General features: G+C 58.7%; 13 protein-coding genes. 11 read left to right on the forward strand and 2 right to left on the reverse strand.

The features are described 5' to 3' along the window. The first annotated feature begins 647 nt into the window (after positions 1–647). The 10 genes from G3T16_RS11215 (at position 648) to G3T16_RS11260 (ending at position 12,420) form a co-directional block, all read left to right on the forward strand. Positions 648–1,658 carry an amidohydrolase family protein gene (locus tag G3T16_RS11215; protein WP_163495332.1) on the forward strand — a complete coding sequence of 337 codons (1,011 nt, stop codon included), beginning with the start codon at positions 648–650 and terminating at the stop codon, positions 1,656–1,658. A 16-nt stretch (positions 1,659–1,674) separates the two neighbouring features. Beyond that, positions 1,675–2,007: a NifU family protein gene (locus tag G3T16_RS11220; protein ID WP_163495333.1), complete on the forward strand. Its 333-nt coding sequence runs from the start codon at positions 1,675–1,677 to the stop codon at positions 2,005–2,007. Further along, positions 2,004–2,456 (forward strand): GlcG/HbpS family heme-binding protein, encoded by a 453-nt coding sequence (locus G3T16_RS11225; protein ID WP_197911647.1) that lies wholly within the window; start codon positions 2,004–2,006, stop codon positions 2,454–2,456. Before G3T16_RS11220 ends, G3T16_RS11225 begins: the two co-directional genes overlap by 4 nt. A gap of 90 nt (positions 2,457–2,546) precedes the next feature. Next, entirely contained in the window at positions 2,547–3,206 is a 660-nt protein-coding gene (locus tag G3T16_RS11230; RefSeq protein ID WP_163495344.1) for a glutathione S-transferase family protein, read from the forward strand. Positions 3,207–4,131: 925 nt separating this feature from the next. After that, the gene (locus G3T16_RS11235; RefSeq protein WP_163495345.1) at positions 4,132–6,537 is read left to right on the forward strand and encodes a TonB-dependent receptor; all 2,406 of its coding nucleotides are present in this window, start codon (positions 4,132–4,134) and stop codon (positions 6,535–6,537) included. A gap of 123 nt (positions 6,538–6,660) precedes the next feature. Then, a complete protein-coding gene (gene moaA / locus G3T16_RS11240; RefSeq protein ID WP_163495346.1) occupies positions 6,661–7,674 on the forward strand; it encodes a GTP 3',8-cyclase MoaA in 1,014 nt (337 codons plus the stop codon). Positions 7,675–8,754: 1,080 nt separating this feature from the next. Then, entirely contained in the window at positions 8,755–9,777 is a 1,023-nt protein-coding gene (locus G3T16_RS11245; RefSeq protein ID WP_163495347.1) for an aldo/keto reductase, read from the forward strand. 110 nt (positions 9,778–9,887) lie between these two features. Then, the gene (locus tag G3T16_RS11250) at positions 9,888–10,253 is read left to right on the forward strand and encodes a hypothetical protein (RefSeq protein WP_163495348.1); all 366 of its coding nucleotides are present in this window, start codon (positions 9,888–9,890) and stop codon (positions 10,251–10,253) included. Further along, entirely contained in the window at positions 10,250–11,449 is a 1,200-nt protein-coding gene (locus G3T16_RS11255) for a CaiB/BaiF CoA transferase family protein (protein ID WP_163495349.1), read from the forward strand. Before G3T16_RS11250 ends, G3T16_RS11255 begins: the two co-directional genes overlap by 4 nt. Then, complete coding sequence (locus G3T16_RS11260; RefSeq protein ID WP_163495350.1) at positions 11,449–12,420, forward strand: hydroxymethylglutaryl-CoA lyase; 972 nt, start codon at positions 11,449–11,451, stop codon at positions 12,418–12,420. The genes G3T16_RS11255 and G3T16_RS11260 overlap by 1 nt, the downstream gene beginning before the upstream one ends. Positions 12,421–12,585: 165 nt before the next feature. Here G3T16_RS11260 and G3T16_RS11265 read toward each other — a convergent pair whose 3' ends face one another. Both G3T16_RS11265 and G3T16_RS11270 read right to left on the reverse strand, forming a co-directional pair. Further along, positions 12,586–13,428, reverse strand: a complete 843-nt coding sequence (locus tag G3T16_RS11265; protein WP_163495351.1) for a glycosyltransferase — start codon at positions 13,426–13,428, stop codon at positions 12,586–12,588. Between the two features lie 19 nt (positions 13,429–13,447). Continuing rightward, entirely contained in the window at positions 13,448–14,731 is a 1,284-nt protein-coding gene (locus G3T16_RS11270) for an NAD(P)/FAD-dependent oxidoreductase (protein ID WP_163495352.1), read from the reverse strand. 118 nt (positions 14,732–14,849) lie between these two features. Between G3T16_RS11270 and G3T16_RS11275 the strand changes: the two genes are divergently transcribed. After that, a complete protein-coding gene (locus G3T16_RS11275; RefSeq protein ID WP_163495353.1) occupies positions 14,850–16,199 on the forward strand; it encodes a glutamine synthetase family protein in 1,350 nt (449 codons plus the stop codon).

The raw sequence follows: 16,199 nt of genomic DNA on the forward strand, positions 1-16,199 counted from the left end.
GAGGGAAAGGCCTTCACGGGCTTTCTTTTCCCCACACGCGCAAGCATACATGGCCGCGAACAGTTAGCGCCTCGGAAATAGGCCGCCCGAGCTCGAATTCAACGCTCCGTTCGGCTGCGGCCCGCTCGCGTATTTCGAGTATCTGGAAAAGGCGGAGGCCGACGGTTTCACAGGGCTGCTGGAATTTGAGCGCCGCATGGTGAAGTGGGTTCGGTGCGATGTCTTCGGCCGCGGAATATTGCCGTAGCACGGAATCGGCATGCTGTTGTTGCCGCTCACATGCCCCGTACGACGTTGTTCAAGATGGCGGTTACAATGGGCAAGCTGTGCCGCTTGCCCCATCCATGTTCACTTCCCGCCCGGCCCATTTTTACTCTCTCTCAGGGATTGCATGCGATTTACGGAATATACGACATAAGCGGCTTGACATCCCAGCCAAATCTTCACTATTGTACACAATTAACGGAGGCTGTGATGCGGCGCCCCGTCCGGAGCCATCAGGTGGCCGGGAGGTATGCTGTCTCAGCACCACGACGAGGTCAGAAACGACTGGCTTGAAGACGGTGGCGACTGACACCTCCGATCTTTTGGCCGAAGCTTGCGGACCAGCCTATAAGACAGGCCCAGTAGGGCAAGAAGGAACAACTATGAAAGACGGCATGTTTGTGTTCGACCAGGTGGTTCACATGTATGACAACCGCCCCAGCAACCTGGGCAAGAACGGTGACAAGGTCGTTCAGAGCCTGATCGGCATGGGCCAGCTTTTTTCGACCCCCGAGCTTCCCGCGAATGATCACTTCGTCGATGAGCAATTGAGCCTCGAGGAGGCACATCGGATCCTTTTTGAGGAGTCGGACACCGACATCGCGATGGCGCAGACCGTCCCGTTGTTCGGCTGGTGGAAGGACGGTTTCTCGCCGGCCCAGCGTCAGCACGCTCTGCAAGAGGCCTATCCGGAGAAGGTGGTCTTTTGTGGCGGCGTTGATCCGCAGTATCAGGGTCTTGATGGAGCCCGGCGCGAGATGGAGCGTCAAGTCCGGGAATGGGGGGCGGTGAGCTTCAAGTTCTACCAGGCTCACGAGAACTCGCTCAGTTGGAGAATCGATGACCGCAAGATCGCCTATCCCCTGTGGGAGAAGGCGCTGGAGCTGGGGATCACGAACGTGCAGTTCCACAAGGGAGTGCCGTTCGGAACTGAGCGCATGGAGCACATGAATCCGACGGACATGCAGCAGGCCGCCTTCGACTTTCCGGAGCTGACTTTCATCATTCACCATCTGGGGGACCCGTACATTGACGAGAGCATCAGTCTCGCGGCACGCAACCCGAACATCTGGATGTCGCTGTCGGCATGGATCAACGTGTACCCCATCATGCCGCGAGAGGCTTTGAAACGCCTCGGCAAGGCCCTGATGTACGTCGGCCCGGAGCGACTGCTGTGGGGCACAGAGGCGTTCGTGTGGCCCAACGTGCAGGGCTACATTGACCTCTTTGCGAACCTCGAGATGCCTGAGGATCTCATGGACGGTTACGGGTTTCCCCAGATCACCCGCGAGATGAAGCGCGCGATCTTTGGCGAGAACTACGCCCGCCTCCTGAAAATGGACGTCGGCGAGGTGCTCAAGACCCGGTACGGAAGCGATGACCGCTATGAGTAACCCGGAGAGCCCAGGGATGAGCCTCTCGGACGCGCAGCTCAAGGAGGCAGTTGAGCTCGTCCTGGTCGAGCATGTCGATCGCTTCTTGGACTCACACGGCGGTGCCGTGCACGTCAAGAGCGTCCATAACGGTGAGGTCGAACTTGGCTTCGACGGTGCTTGCCGCAGTTGCCCGGCCGTTTCAGCGACATTTTACAGCACGATTCTTCCTGCCATTCAGAAGGTCCCAGCGGTCAAGCACGTCAAGACACCCAATGTGAACATCTCGGCCGCCGCCGTGTCTCGGATCATCGAGCTCACGCGACGCCGACCGACCGGCTCCAACTCGACAAGGGAGAAGTCCGTATGAGTGAGCAGATGATCGACGCCCCGCAGAGCATACCCCAGGCCACGGTCTCGAGCGCCCTCGCGAGGTCACTAATCACGGCTGCCATCGACTATGCAACGACGAAGGGGCAACCCTTCGTAGTCGCCGTGGCCGACTCATCCGGCGTCTTGAAGTCGTATGACCGCATGGACGGTGCCCCGCTGCTGTCGGTCGACATTGCGCAGAACAAGGCCTACACGGCAGCAGCTTTTAGTATCGCCACACACGTGTGGCACGACTTCATCAAGGACGACGCCCCTCTGCGCATGGGGATTGTGCACACGCCACGGCTGGTGACGTTTGGTGGTGGCTACCCGATCAAGGTGAACGGAACGGTAGTCGGTGGGATTGGTGTCTCCGGCGGTCACTACAGCGACGACATGGAGATCGCCCTCGCGGCCCTGCAGGCCTGCGGACTGCCGGGTGATTGAGCGAATCGGTAGTGGATCGCGCTAGGGAGAGAAGACCCTCACCGGGCTCACTTCCTTCAACAACAAGCATTCATAGGTTAACAAGTCCAGATGAAACTCTACAGCTCGATCGGCCCCAATCCGAAAGTGGTACGCATGTTCATGGCCGAGCGGGGTACCAGCATACCCGTACAGGAAGTCGATGCGCTAAAAGGCGAAAACAGGTGGGAAGCCCACAAGAAGCGCAATCCATCAGGAACATTACCGACGCTGGAACTCGATGACGGCACATTCTTGGCGGAAATCCTGCCGATTTGCGAATACCTGGAAGAAAAAAACGGACCATCCAGCCTGATCGGAAGGACGCCGGAAGAGCGCGCCGAGACTCGTATGTGGACGCGGCGCATTGATCTGCAGATTGCGGAACCGTCGTGCAACGGCTTCCGCTACTGTGAAGGGCTGGAGTATTTCAAGGACCGCATCAGAACCATTCCGCATGCTGCTGCCGACCTCAAGCAACTGGCACAGGATCGGATCACATGGCTTGATGGACAGATGGCGGGCAAACAGTTCGTCTGTGGCGACCGGTTTTCGCTGGCCGATATCCTGCTGTTTGCGTTCCTTGAGTTCGGTGCCCAGTTCAATCAACCCCTGAATACAGGCAACAACAACATCGTGGCTTGGTACAAGCGCGTTGAGGCGCGACCGAGCGCGTCGATCCAGCAATTTGCATCAGCGCCTACCCTTCCCGTTTCATCGTCTGCGGGTTAAATGGTACGCCCGACTTTGATTTCGAGGCATTTTCGAAGCAGTACACAGAAGAGCGCAGGAAAGCCTGTCCGCTGACGGTCTCCGATAATTGATTCTTAGGAGCATAGCCGCCGAAGACACCGTTTGGTGGGGCAACTTTTGAAATTCAGTAGACCACGTGAAGAAATTTGCTTCCGCAAACCGAGTCTACGTGCATCTGTTGCAAAATAAGCTTCTCCAGACCTAATTAGCGCCCTCCCTGCTTGTGGTTGCCGCGCTCCCCCGACCTGCCACAGCTTCAAGTGAAGCCATGCCAACGCTTAGCGTCACCACTGTTGTGCCAGTGTACGAAGCGCTCTCGCAATGCCGTGCTGCACCCGGCAAGCGGCCGGTAGCACAGCGAATTTCCCGCCCACGCCGAATATCAACAGTCCACGGTGACGCTCTGCCAGCCCCATGGTTGCTACCCATCGCGCAGGGGGTTTCGACGCGCTGGAGGGGGCCACCGAACTTTGCGCAGCTCAAAAGGGGTGACGTCGCCCGGGATCGCGCATTGCATACGAATAGCGGACGCACAGAAAACCGGTAGATGTTGCATACTATTATAGAGGCAAGACGAGTTTAATGTCCGCGCGCTGGCGAATAAAGGCGTAAACAGGGCGAAATCTGCGCAATGGCTACCGCATTGCATGCAATAAGTACAAAGATCAACAGAAAGCTTGCATGTGTAGAAAGTATTGCATACATTATTCAGTCAGGGGCTATTTGAGCGGTGCATTTTCGGCGAAGAGTGTGGATGAAGTCTGGGAGACCCGAGCAGCAGGAGTGCCGCCCGGACCGTGGGCTCCTGCACCAGATCCGACAACAGCTCCAGTGCGGTAGTAGCCGAGAAAGGCGTCCGCCGTTGTTCCGGCATTCTAGATACTCAAACGGGGAGGGTGATCACATGAATAAAGAAAAAGGTTTACTCGCAACAGTTACAGGGGCTTTGATTGCTGTCACTCAGGTGATTGGACCTGTTAACGCGGCTGAGTCCAGGAGTGATTCCGAACGTTTAGCAGCGATCGAAGAAGTGACTGTTACGGCCCAGAAGCGTGAAGAAAATATTCAGGATGTCCCGATCTCGATCAAAGTATACGGCGCTGAGGCGCTCAAGCTAGGGGCTGTAAACACAATGACAGATCTTCCCAGCGTGGCTCCAGCGCTCAATTTCGAAGACAGGGGTATGGGCGCATATCTCAACTTCAGCATGCGGGGTATCGGTGCGTTTGCGCCAGGTTCGGGCGTGCAGCCGTCGGTTGGCTTGGTGGTGGACGGCGTTTCCATAAATAGACCGGTTGAGTTCAATATTGGTTTGGCTGATATTGAAAGCATTCAGCTCATCAATGGCCCGCAGGGAACCCTGTTCGGGGCCAATAACATTGGCGGCCTGATATACGTCACGACGGGGCGGCCAACGGAAACGTTTGAAGGCTCCGTTGAGGCGATTTTAACGACCGACGATGAGAAGATCACACGCGCCATGGTGAGCGGGCCGCTGACAGACAGGATTCGTGGGCGAGTATCTGCCTATATGCAGGATCGCGATGGGTTCTTGAAAAATATCTACCCGGGCTCCGATCGTGCGGGTGGCGAAGAGGCGCAGGGGGGTACTGCCAAGCTTGAAATAGATTTTAATGACAGCACGAGCCTGCTTCTCAGTGCAGACTATCGTGATTGGCAAAGCACAAACCGCTCGGTGCATGTGGATGCGACTGTGCCGCCAGCCATACCCGGAATACTGGAGATTCTGGGTAACGGAGATCCGGTGCTCGGTCAGCGGATCATAGATGACCCAGAGCTGATCAATGCCAACTGGAGCGACGTTACCGACATCAAGAACAAGGGGTTCTCTGCAGAGCTCGTGTGGCATATGAGCGACGTATTCACCTTTAGATCAATCAGCAGCTACAGAGACCTGGATCATAATGGCACACTCGATGTCGCAGAGTCTCCTGGCACGCTGGCAGATCCACGTGGCATGAATATCTTGTCCGGTGAACGTGTAAACCGCGGCATTGATCCGGCGCAAGATGGCGAGATGAACTATCAGAGGCTTTCTACCGCGGTTGAATACTTTACTCAGGAGCTACGTTTAAATTTTGCTACTAGCAGGTTTGATGGAAACGTTGGTCTCTACTACAGCGATACTGATGAAGCGGTTGACTGGAATTTTCCTTTGCTGATTGGTTCAGAATTTGTAGCAAACGACATTCAGGACATAGAACTGGGCGCGCGCTCCTTGGCAGTCTTTGGCGATGTGACGTGGAATGTCACCGATGCTGTGAGTGTATTCGCCGGGTATCGCTGGGCAGAAGAGAAGGTGACCAATAACTATAGAATCAGAAGCTTCTTTGCCGATTCAACACAATACACGATTTCTGGCAGTAACGATGTCATCTTTAATCCGAATGTTGTGCCCCCCGTTGACTCTTTCAATGTTTCACGCAAGGACAGCGGCCTGTGGTCGGGCCGCGCTGGTGTGCGTTGGAATGTGACTGACGATCAAAATCTCTACGCATCAGTGTCCCGTGGCTATACAGGCGCCGCTGCTGATTCATCGACGACTGCGACAGCAGAGACGGCATTCATCGACCCGACGACGGCAATCTCCTTCGAGATCGGCGCCAAATCACACTGGCTCGATAGCAGGGTGCGTCTTAATGCCGCGCTCTTCAAGACAACTCTTGAAGATATCCAGGCCAATTTTTATGACTCTGCTACGAATCAGCAGATTACTTTCAATGCGGGAGAGTTTGAATCACAGGGGCTGGAGCTGCAGCTCACAGCGCTGCTAACAGATCAACTAACATTGTCGGGCGACGTATCCCTTCTGGATACAGAGCACACGGAAAGGGAGATCTTTCAGCCATGCTATTTTGGGCAAACTACCGCTGAGGGCTGTATCGAGACAGGTCCCGGCCAGTTCGCGCAAGATATTTACGGACGCTCTGGAGTCAACGCTCCGGAGGTGAAGTATAATGTTAACGCGCACTATGACCTGTTCACGAGGTCGATGCCATTCGATGCCAGCGCAACCGTGTCTTACACCTGGACAGATGATGTCAGCTTCCAGCTTCTCTACGATCCAGATGCGAGCTACCAACGCAGTTACGGCACACTCGATATCACCTTGGCTATCTCAGATAAGCAAGGCCGATATACGGTGTCACTGTTTGGGAAAAACGTGCTTGATGAGAACTTTGCAACCTACAAATATTCTGACGCTGGTAGAAACGTAGCAGGCAGAGGCACCTTCGGACGTGGTTCGTTCGCCTACTGGGGCTTGAGGGCTAGCTATAACTTTGACTAGATGACCTTCGCCCGCCGGAGCAACGACCGGTGCTGCAGCCCACGGGACAGACAATCTCGGAAGGAGATATGATGTTGTTCTATCATTATGGCAGTTATATCGGCGCGGATCCGGGGGCGGTGCATGACCAGCGAAGCCCCGAGTTCTGATCTTGAACAGTTGATCGATCCCTTCCAGCGGGAGATTACCTATTTGCGGCTGTCGGTGACCGACCGCTGCAACCTCCGCTGCACCTACTGCATGGCGGACGATATGACCTTCCTGCCTAAGCAGCAGGTCCTTGACTTCGATGAGATGGAAGCCATTGCCGCTGTCTTCGTCAAGCTGGGCATTCGCAAGATCCGCCTTACCGGCGGTGAGCCCCTGGCCCGCAATGGCATCGTGGGACTGGTGGAGTCCCTGTCCGCTTTAGAAGGCCTGGATGAGCTCGTGATGACCACCAACGGCATTCTCTTGCCCCGTTATGCTCGGGCGTTGAAGGACGCGGGCATGGGCCGGGTCAATATCAGTCTCGACACGCTGGATCCGGAGCGCTACCGGGCCATGACCCGGGTGGGGGAGCTGCAGGACGCCCTCGCCGGTATCAGCGCCGCCCAGCGGGAGAACTTCGGCAGGATTAAGCTCAATACCGTGGTGCTGGCGGGAGTCAACGACGACGAAACTCTGGATCTGGCCCGCTTTGCTGTCGATAACGGCATGGACCTGTCCTTTATCGAGGAAATGCCCCTGGGGTGGATCAGCTCCCACGAGCGCGGGCAGACACAGGTGGCCAGTGAGCGCATCCGAGAGGAACTGCATCACCATTTCGACATGGTGCCCAGCGACGAGAACACCGGCGGCCCGTCCCGCTACCTGCGGGTGAAGGGCTCGGGTTCGAAAATCGGCTTTATCTCGCCCATGACCGACAACTTCTGTTCCAGCTGTAACCGGGTGCGCTTGACCGTCGAGGGCAGGCTACTGCTCTGTTTGGGTAACGAGGACTCCGCGAACCTCAGGGACCTGATACGTCGCCACCCCGGCGATTCCGAGCGCCTACGCCGGGTAATCGAAGGGGCCATCGCCCGCAAGCCGGAGCGCCACTACTTCGATCCGGATCACGTCGATATCGTGCGCTTTATGAATGCCACTGGTGGTTAAAAGTCCGCTCGTTGGAGCAGTTTCCATATCTCCCTGCAACGATGGTTCAATGCGCCGCGTAAACGAGTGGCGCCTGGCGCGTAGGCGTCGTTCCTCCAGGCCTTTCGCCCAAGATACAGTAGTCACTGCGATCAAAAAATGCATCTTGAGCTGTGTCGGCGGCGATAGGTGGACACAAACAGGCGCCCGCTCAAGGAAGCTCCCATCTGTTCAAGATGGCGGTGACGATGGGCAAGTAGTGCCGCTCGTCCCACCCGTGCGCACTTCTCCTGCCCATTTCTACGCAACTTTCACAGATTGCATGCTATCTGCTAAAAATGCGGCATATATAGTTTGACATCCGGGGCTAAATTTCATTATTGTACACAATACTCGGAAGCTGTGTATTGCGGCATCTCACGTCCGGGCCTATCAGGTGGTCAGGAGGTGTTCTGTCTCAGGACGAGCTCAGAAAAGGGGCTGGCTCGAAGGCGGTGGCGACTGATACATCCTTCTTCCGCCGAAGCTCGCAGACCGACCAATAAGGCGGGCCCAGTAGGGGCAAGAACGGTGACAAGGCCGTTCAGAGCCTGATCAGCATGGGCCGGCTTTTCCGATCCCTGAGCTTCCCGCGAATGATTACTTCGTCGGTGAACAGGTTAGCCTCGAGGAGGCACATCGGATCTTATTTGAGAAGTCAGGTCTGGGTGGAAAATTTGAATGACGAAGAATATCTGGTGGGCTACATGGATACTCAAAAGATGGAGCTGCTGATTTACGTTCGGCGCTGTCCCACACACCTATGGAGTGAATTCTAAAACACACTTGGGGGTAAATCGGCACGGGAGGGGAGCTTACGGTGTTCAGGTTTCGGCAGAGAGATGAAGATTCGATGCTTGAGGTGACGGGGCCGCGTCGGTGGGCGGGCACCGTCAGGCTTGTGGCTGGTCGAGTTCCGCCAGCCGCTGGCTGGCCCCCTGATGCTGATCTGCCTCGCGATCCTTGGCCTCCGCGAGGCCACCCTCAGACCAGAGGACCCGCTCAGGACTCGCCCACGCCTGCGGCCGCTTACATGGGCTCGATATCGAAAGGGGAACTAAAGTGAAATACACTACGTTGGGCAGTACCGGAGCAAGAGTCTCCAGGATCTGCCTCGGCACCTGGCAGCTCGGCGGAGAATGGGGCGAAGCGGTGCGGGAGGGAGGCATACGATCGGTGTCGCGCGCGCTAGACCTCGGAATCAACTTCTTTGACACCGCTGCAGTTTACGGTAATGGGAAGTCCGAGGCGGGATTGGCGGAGGGGCTCGGCGATGCGTTGCGAACGCGCCGCGAGGAGATCGTTATCTCCACCAAGGGAGGCGTGGAAATCCGCCGCGGAGCCAGTCAGCAAGGAGCCTTTCGCAACTGCGACGAAAGTTTTCTCAGGAGTGGTCTGGAACGAAGTCTGCGAATACTCGGTACGGAATACGTCGACGTATTCACGATCCATTGGCCAGATATGACGATCCCGTTCGAGGAGACAGCCGGAGTGCTGAAGTCGTTCGTAGCCGAGGGCCTGGTTCGCCATATAGGCATCTCCAATTTCGACGTTGAGCAGACCAACGAGATTGCCACGCACTGCGAGGTGGCCATCAACCAGCTCCCCTTTAGCCTCCTGGACCGACGCATCGCGGTGGACATCATTCCTTTCTGCGAAGAACGGGGCATGGAGGTCTTAGCTTGGGGCCCTCTTGCACACGGGGTTCTTGGTGGCGAGTTGCCGACCGACAGCTCGAAATTCGCAAAGGACGACTGGAGGGCTCAGAACCCTGCGTTTCAGGGAGACAAGCTGCGGACTCTGGCGGACGTCGTCGCCCAGCTGGCAGAGCGCGCCGAGAAACTTGGTTGCACTCTGCCCCAGCTCGCCGTCGCTTGGATGCTGAACTCGCCTTACAAGGTGACACCTATCGTCGGAGCGCTGGAGCCTGCCCACGTCGACGCCGCCGTGGGCGCCCTTGAGATAGAGCTCAGCGAGGCCGAGATCAGGCGCCTCGAGGAGATTGTCGAGCCGGTCCATCCCTTCTCGCTCGGTACGCTGGACGGCGAGGGAATCATGCAGCAGCGCTCCCAGAAGCGCTCTTAGGACCATTTAACAAAAGTACGCATGTTATTTGAGTTTGTCAGAGGGGGCGTTATTGATGAAATGATTTCATCAGCGCTGCGGTGCCAGGCAAACGGTTTTGGGTCACTGTTGTGGAGATCGAGATAGTAATGGATGGAGCGCTCCGGGTCCTGCGTACTAGTGTGTGCATTGCGCTTGATTCAGCCTCGGCTGATCTGGCTGCAGAATCGCTCGACAAGGTTTATCCAGGAAGCGGACACTGGCGTGAAATGCACATGGACGCGCGGGCGAGCTACCCGCCAATCTCGTACTGTCGCAGCCGTGTGAGTCCCATAAATTCCAACAAAGTGCGGATCTGTCGGCAGTTTGAAGGTATTGACCCGGTGATTAAAATTCCTTTGCGCCTGCGCCGATCGGCGTTGTCCTCAGGTTCGCATGCGACCTGCATTACCGAGGTGATTGGTAATTCGTCAGCGCTTGAGGAGATCACGGAGTGAACAAACCACTGGCAGGAGTAAAAATCCTAGACCTCACCCACATGTTGTCCGGCCCCTATGCAGGCATGATACTCGCCGACCTTGGGGCCGAGACCATCAAGGTGGAGCCGCTCGCCGGGGAGGGCACGCGCAAGCTGCTGGCCAATGACCCAAAGCACTCCCTGAGCGGTATGGGCGCGTATTTCATCACCCTCAACCGCAACAAGAAGAGCGTCGCCATCGACCTCAAGAGCGAGGCGGGTCTGCAGCTTTTTCATCGATTGGTGGCGCAGGTGGACATCGTGCTCAGCAACTTTGGCGCTGGTGTACCCGAGCGCCTCGGCATCGACTATGAGACCCTGAGCGGGATCAACCCGCGCATCATTACCTGTACGGTCTCCGGCTTCGGCTCCGACGGCCCCAACTACCAGCGCCCAGCTTTTGACCAGGTTGCCCAGGCTACCGGCGGCGGCATGTCCATCACCGGCCCCGACCGCGAACACCCGGTGCGGGCGGGCATACCTATCGGCGACCTCGGCGGCGGCATATTCGGGGTGATGGGCTTGTTGGCGGCTCTCTACGAGCGCGAGCGCAGCGGCCGCGGCCAGCATGTGGACATCTCCATGCTGGACTGCCAGATATCCATGCTCAACTACATGGCCACCATGTATTTTCTCTCGGGAGAGGATCCCTACCCGATAGGCAATTCCCATTTTGTGCATGTGCCCTACGACACGTTTACCTGCGCTGACGGATTTATTGTTATCGCTGTGATCACCGATAACTTCTGGCAGAATCTGAAGGCCGTGGTCGATATTCCGGAATTCGATGACCCGAAGTACGACGGTCAACCGGGGCGATTCGCCGATCGGGAATTCATCAATGCGAAACTGAACGCAGCCTTGGTCCGTAATAGCTGTGAACACTGGATTGCCCAACTGGAGGCAAAGCGCATACCCTGTGCACCGGTAAACAGCTTTAGTGCGTCGTTGTCTGACCCGCAGGTGTTACATCGAAAGATGGTGGTGGAACTCAGGCACCCGGACGGCAGCAGTACCCGCGGCCCGGGCAACCCGATCAAGCTGTCCCGCACCTGTGATGAGTCGTATGCAGCGGCTCCCCTGCTGGGCCAGCATACTCGGGAGGTGCTGTCCCGGCTGCTGGGGATGGCGGATGCCGAGATAGAGGCGATGCAAGCACAGGGTGTGATTGCCTGATGGCCGAGACCGTCATTGTCAACGATGTGGGGCCGCGCGACGGGCTGCAGAACCAGTCCCGGATACTGGCTCCGGAACAGAGGCTGCAGCTGATCGGGGCCATCCGCGCGGCGGGCCTTGATCACATTGAGGTGGGCAGCTTTGTGTCGCCGAAAGCGGTACCGGCAATGGCCGGTGCCGACTCCGTGGTCGCGGGCCTGCAGCATCTTGCCGGTGGCCATTACAGCGCCTTGATTCCGAACCTGCGCGGTTACGAGCTGGCGCGGGATTCGGGTGTGAAGGCCGTGGTGATGGTGCTCTACGGCAGCCAGGGCATGGCCCGCAGGAACGTCAACATGAGCCGCGAGGAAGCAGATACTGTAGCCGGCACCATCATAGAGCGCGCACGTGAGGAGGGCCTTGAGGTTATCATCACCATGGCGGTGGCTTTTGAATGTCCCTTCGATGGTCCGGTCGACTCGGGATTGGTGGCGGATGTCGCCGGGCGGTTCCTGGCGCTGGGGGCGGAGCGTTTTGTGCTGGCAGATACCATTGGCGCGGCCAATCCGCAGCAGGTGCGCGACCTTACCCGCACGCTGGTGGACCGCCACGGCTCTGACCGGCTCGGCTGCCACTTCCACGACACCCGGGCCCTGGGCCTGGCTAACGTTTACGCAGCGGTGGAGTCCGGCATCCGCTATTTGGACGCATCTATCGCCAGCCTCGGTGGCTGCCCCTTTGCGCCCGGCGCCAGCGGCAACGTCGCCACTGAGGACGTGGTGATGTTGATGGAACAGCTGGGTTTTGCCACTGGAGTCGACTTGGAGCAACTGCTCGTGGCCTCTGACCTGGCGGAAACCCTGACCGGCACCGCTCCCGGCGGGCGCGCCAAGGCCTGGCTCAGGCCTTGGCTGGCCGGCCAAGAAGCGGTTGATGATACGCGCCAGCATCTGGTCGCGACCGACGCGTATATCCAGCGGTTCCCGGCATAGTCAGATCTCCTCGATACGGATCATTCTGTGAGCGCCTTCAGCCACTCGACGGACTGATGCATCTGGCCTGCCGGCCAGTTCACCTTGATCAGGCTCTGGCCCGCCGTCACAACGCCCCGCCCCGGCCGATGTCTCTGCCTCCGCAGGACTTGTCGGATGACGAAGCTACGCGCGATAAAATCCCAATTTCTTTTTCAGGTCGCGCTTGGCCAGGTTCGCCGTGGTCTGCAGGTAGTTGAGCGCGCTCTTCCACCACCAGCGGCTTACCGGCAGCAGGCTGTGCCACAGTTGTGCGGCGGTGTCCGGGGCCAGCTGGAAACGGTTGCTCACTTCGGCGGCGTCGACCCGGCCAAAGCCGCGGAACACGTTGGTCTTGTTGCTGTGGTGGATCACCGTCAGCCAGATCCGCTGTTGTCGGATTCGCCGCAGGCGCGGCTCCCGCTTCCAGTCGGCGTGATCCTTGTGCCAGACGCTGACGGGGTGGTGGTTGCGCTCGATCAGGCTGATGAAGGGGTTGTAGGCATTGAGGGTTCGCCCCAGCCGCCGGGTCGGGGCGATTTCGAGCATGTAGCCGTCGACAAAATCCAGGGCCAGGAATTCCCGGGGAACGAACTGTTGCTGGATCCGCTCGATAAAGTCGCGGCTGACACAGTCGTCGTTGTCCACCCTGCTGGTGAGCAGGTAGGGCTGGCCTGTGTTGGCGATGCGTGCCTGTATGTCGGGCAGGAAGCCGGCCATGCCGTCGACAAACACCGGCTGGAAGTTGGCACAGATAGCCGGGTAGCTGGCGATTTTCTGGCGCCAGCGGGCCGGTGTCTCGGTATCGAAATACACCAGCCAGACGAAATCCTTGCAGGTCTGGGCGGCAACGCAGGGGAAGCAGTAGTTGTCGAACAGCGCGAAACGCTCCTCCAGCCAATCATCGCTGAGGGCCGGGTGCCGGGACCGGCTGCTGGTCCAGCGCGGATTGCGGAGATTGAAACGAGTAATGAGAAAGTGCTGGTACATGGGTCCCGCTGCATTGCGATCACCCGAGGCGATCCCTGACGCTATAGAATAACATGCCTGCCACCAGGGCTGGCCAGCGCAATAGCGTGCCGCCGGGAAATCGATGGGAGGGGACCGTGGCCATCACGTCAAAACGTTCGGCCGTGCCACTGATCACTTCAGCCAGCAGTTTACCCGCCAGCGTGGCGGTGGCCAGCCCGTGACCGGAGTAGCCATGGGCGTAGAACAGCTGCCGGGACAGGCGGCCGAAATCGGGCATCCGGTTCATGGTAATGGCGAGGGTGCCACCCCAGCCGTAGTCGATACGGGTATCGGCCAGCTCCGGGTAGATGCGCAGCATGTATTTGCGCACGAAGCCCTTGATGTCCGCCGGGAAGCGCCGGCTGTAGGACTCGCCGCCGCCGAACAGCAGCCGGTTGTCGCCGGACAGCTTCCAGTAGTTGATCACGAACAGGCTGTCCGACATTGAGGTGTCATCGCGGATCAACTGCCGCGCCAGTGACTCTGGCAGGGGTTCGGTGGCAAGCATGTAGTTGTTGATCGGCATGATACGGCCGGCGGTCCGTGGTTCCAGCCGCTCCAGATAGCCGTTGCAGGCCAGTACCAGAAAATCCGCCCGCACTTCCCCGCGGTCGGTGCTGACCCGGACCTTGTCGCCTTCGTGGTAGGCGGTGACCCGGCTGCCTTCGTGGATGCGGGCCCCCTCCGCCGCGGCCGCCTGCGCCAGGCCCAGCGCGTAGTTGAGCGGATGCAGGTGGCGCGCGCCCAGGTCCAGGGAGGCGCCGTGAAAGCCCTGACCCGAGGTCAGGGTTGCCAGTTCATCGCCGTCCACATAGCGGATCCGGTCGTAGGCATAGGTGGAATTCAGGTGTTCCACATGCTCGCGAATCTCCGCCGCATGGCTGCGTTTGGAGGCCAGGTGCAGGTTGCCGGTCTTCAGTTCGCAGTCGATCTGGTAGCGCTCGATCAGCTCGCAGACGGTGGCCACCGCCTCCAGGCCCAGCTGCCAGAGGGCCCGGGCGTGATCGGCCCCCACCCATTTCTCGAGCTGGTCCTGCCCGGCGCGCTGGCCGGTACCGACATGGCCCCCATTGCGCCCCGAGGCCCCCCAGCCGACCCGGTTGGCTTCCAGCAGTATGACACTGTAGCCACGCTGGCGCAGATGGATTGCGGTGGACAGGCCGGTATAGCCGCCGCCGACGATACAGACATCGGCGGTGGCCTGGCCCTCAAGGGCAGGAAAATCAAGTAGTGGCCTGGCGGTCGCCGCGTACCAGGAATCTGGGTGAGCTTCGTGCTGCATGCCGGTATTATACGCAGGAGCGGATTTGGGGCAGCATACCACGTTATTGGCGGCGGCCTGCTTGCTCCGGGGTTTCAAGTGCTGCGATACTGACTTTTTTTCACGCCATGGCCCCTGTATGCAAAGCGATGCGCAAGCGATTCATGACTGGTTGAAAGAACACAAGATCTCCGAAGTCGAGTGCCTGGTGCCCGACATGACCGGCAACGCCAGGGGCAAGTTTATCCCGGCGCAGCAGTTTCTCAGCCAGGGTGATCCCAAGCTGCCCGAATCCATCATGATCCAGACGGTCACCGGCGAGTACTGCGATGATCACTGGGATTTCGTCGAGCCCACTGACGCCGACATGATCCTCAAGCCCGACCTTTCCACGCTGCGGGTGGTGCCCTGGGCCCGCGAGCCCACCGCCCAGATCATCCACGACTGCTACAAGATGAACGGCGAGCGGCATCCGCTTTCCACCCGCAACGTGCTGCGCCATATCCTGGATCTCTACGCTGCCGAGGGCCTGAAGCCGGTGGTGGCGCCGGAAGTCGAATTCTATCTTGTCGCCAGGAACACCGATCCGGACTACGAGCTGATGCCGCCCAAGGGCCGCTCCGGGCGGCGCGAATCGGCGCGCCTGTCCTACAGCATCGATGCCGTGGCCGAGTTCGAGGACTTTGTCGAGGACATGTACGACTATGCCGACGAGCAGAAACTGCAGGTCGATACCCTGATCCATGAAAACGGCGCCGCGCAAATGGAGATCAACTTCCTGCATGGCGATGCGCTGAGCCTGGCGGACCAGGTCTTCATCTTCAAGCGCACGGTGCGTGAGACCGCGCACAAGTACGGCATCTATGCCACCTTCATGGCCAAGCCCATGCAGCGCGAACCGGGCAGCGCTATGCATATCCACCAGAGCGTGGTGCGCGCCGATACCGGCGAGAATATCTTTGCCGAAGCGGACGGCACCCACACTCCCGCCTTCCTGTCCTATATTGCAGGTCTGCAGCGCTACACGCCGGAGCTGATCAGCCTGTATGCGCCGAACGTGAATTCCTACCGGCGGCTGGCGCCGGATATCTCGGCGCCGATCAATCTGAACTGGGGCATGGACAACCGCACCACCGCGTTCCGGGTACCCTGGGGACCACCCGCGGCCACCCGCATCGAGAACCGTTTCCCCGGAGCCGATGCCAATCCCTATCTAGCCCTGGCGGCGACACTGGCCAGTGGCTATCTGGGCATGAAGCAGGGCCTGACGCCGACCCAGCCCCACCAGGGCACGGCCAACGAGGATGATGTTGAAGTGGCGCGTACGCTGGAAGAGGGTCTGCGCAACCTGCATAATACGCCGGAACTGCAGGACATGATCGGTGATCTGTTCCTGCGCGCCTACGCGGCGGTCAAGCTGGACGAGTTCGAGGAATTCAATCGGGTGATCAGTTCCTGGGAACGGGAACACCTGTTGCTGCAGGTCTGA

The sequence above is a fragment of the Kineobactrum salinum genome, assembly GCF_010669285.1.
Lineage (GTDB): Bacteria > Pseudomonadota > Gammaproteobacteria > Pseudomonadales > Halieaceae > Kineobactrum > Kineobactrum salinum.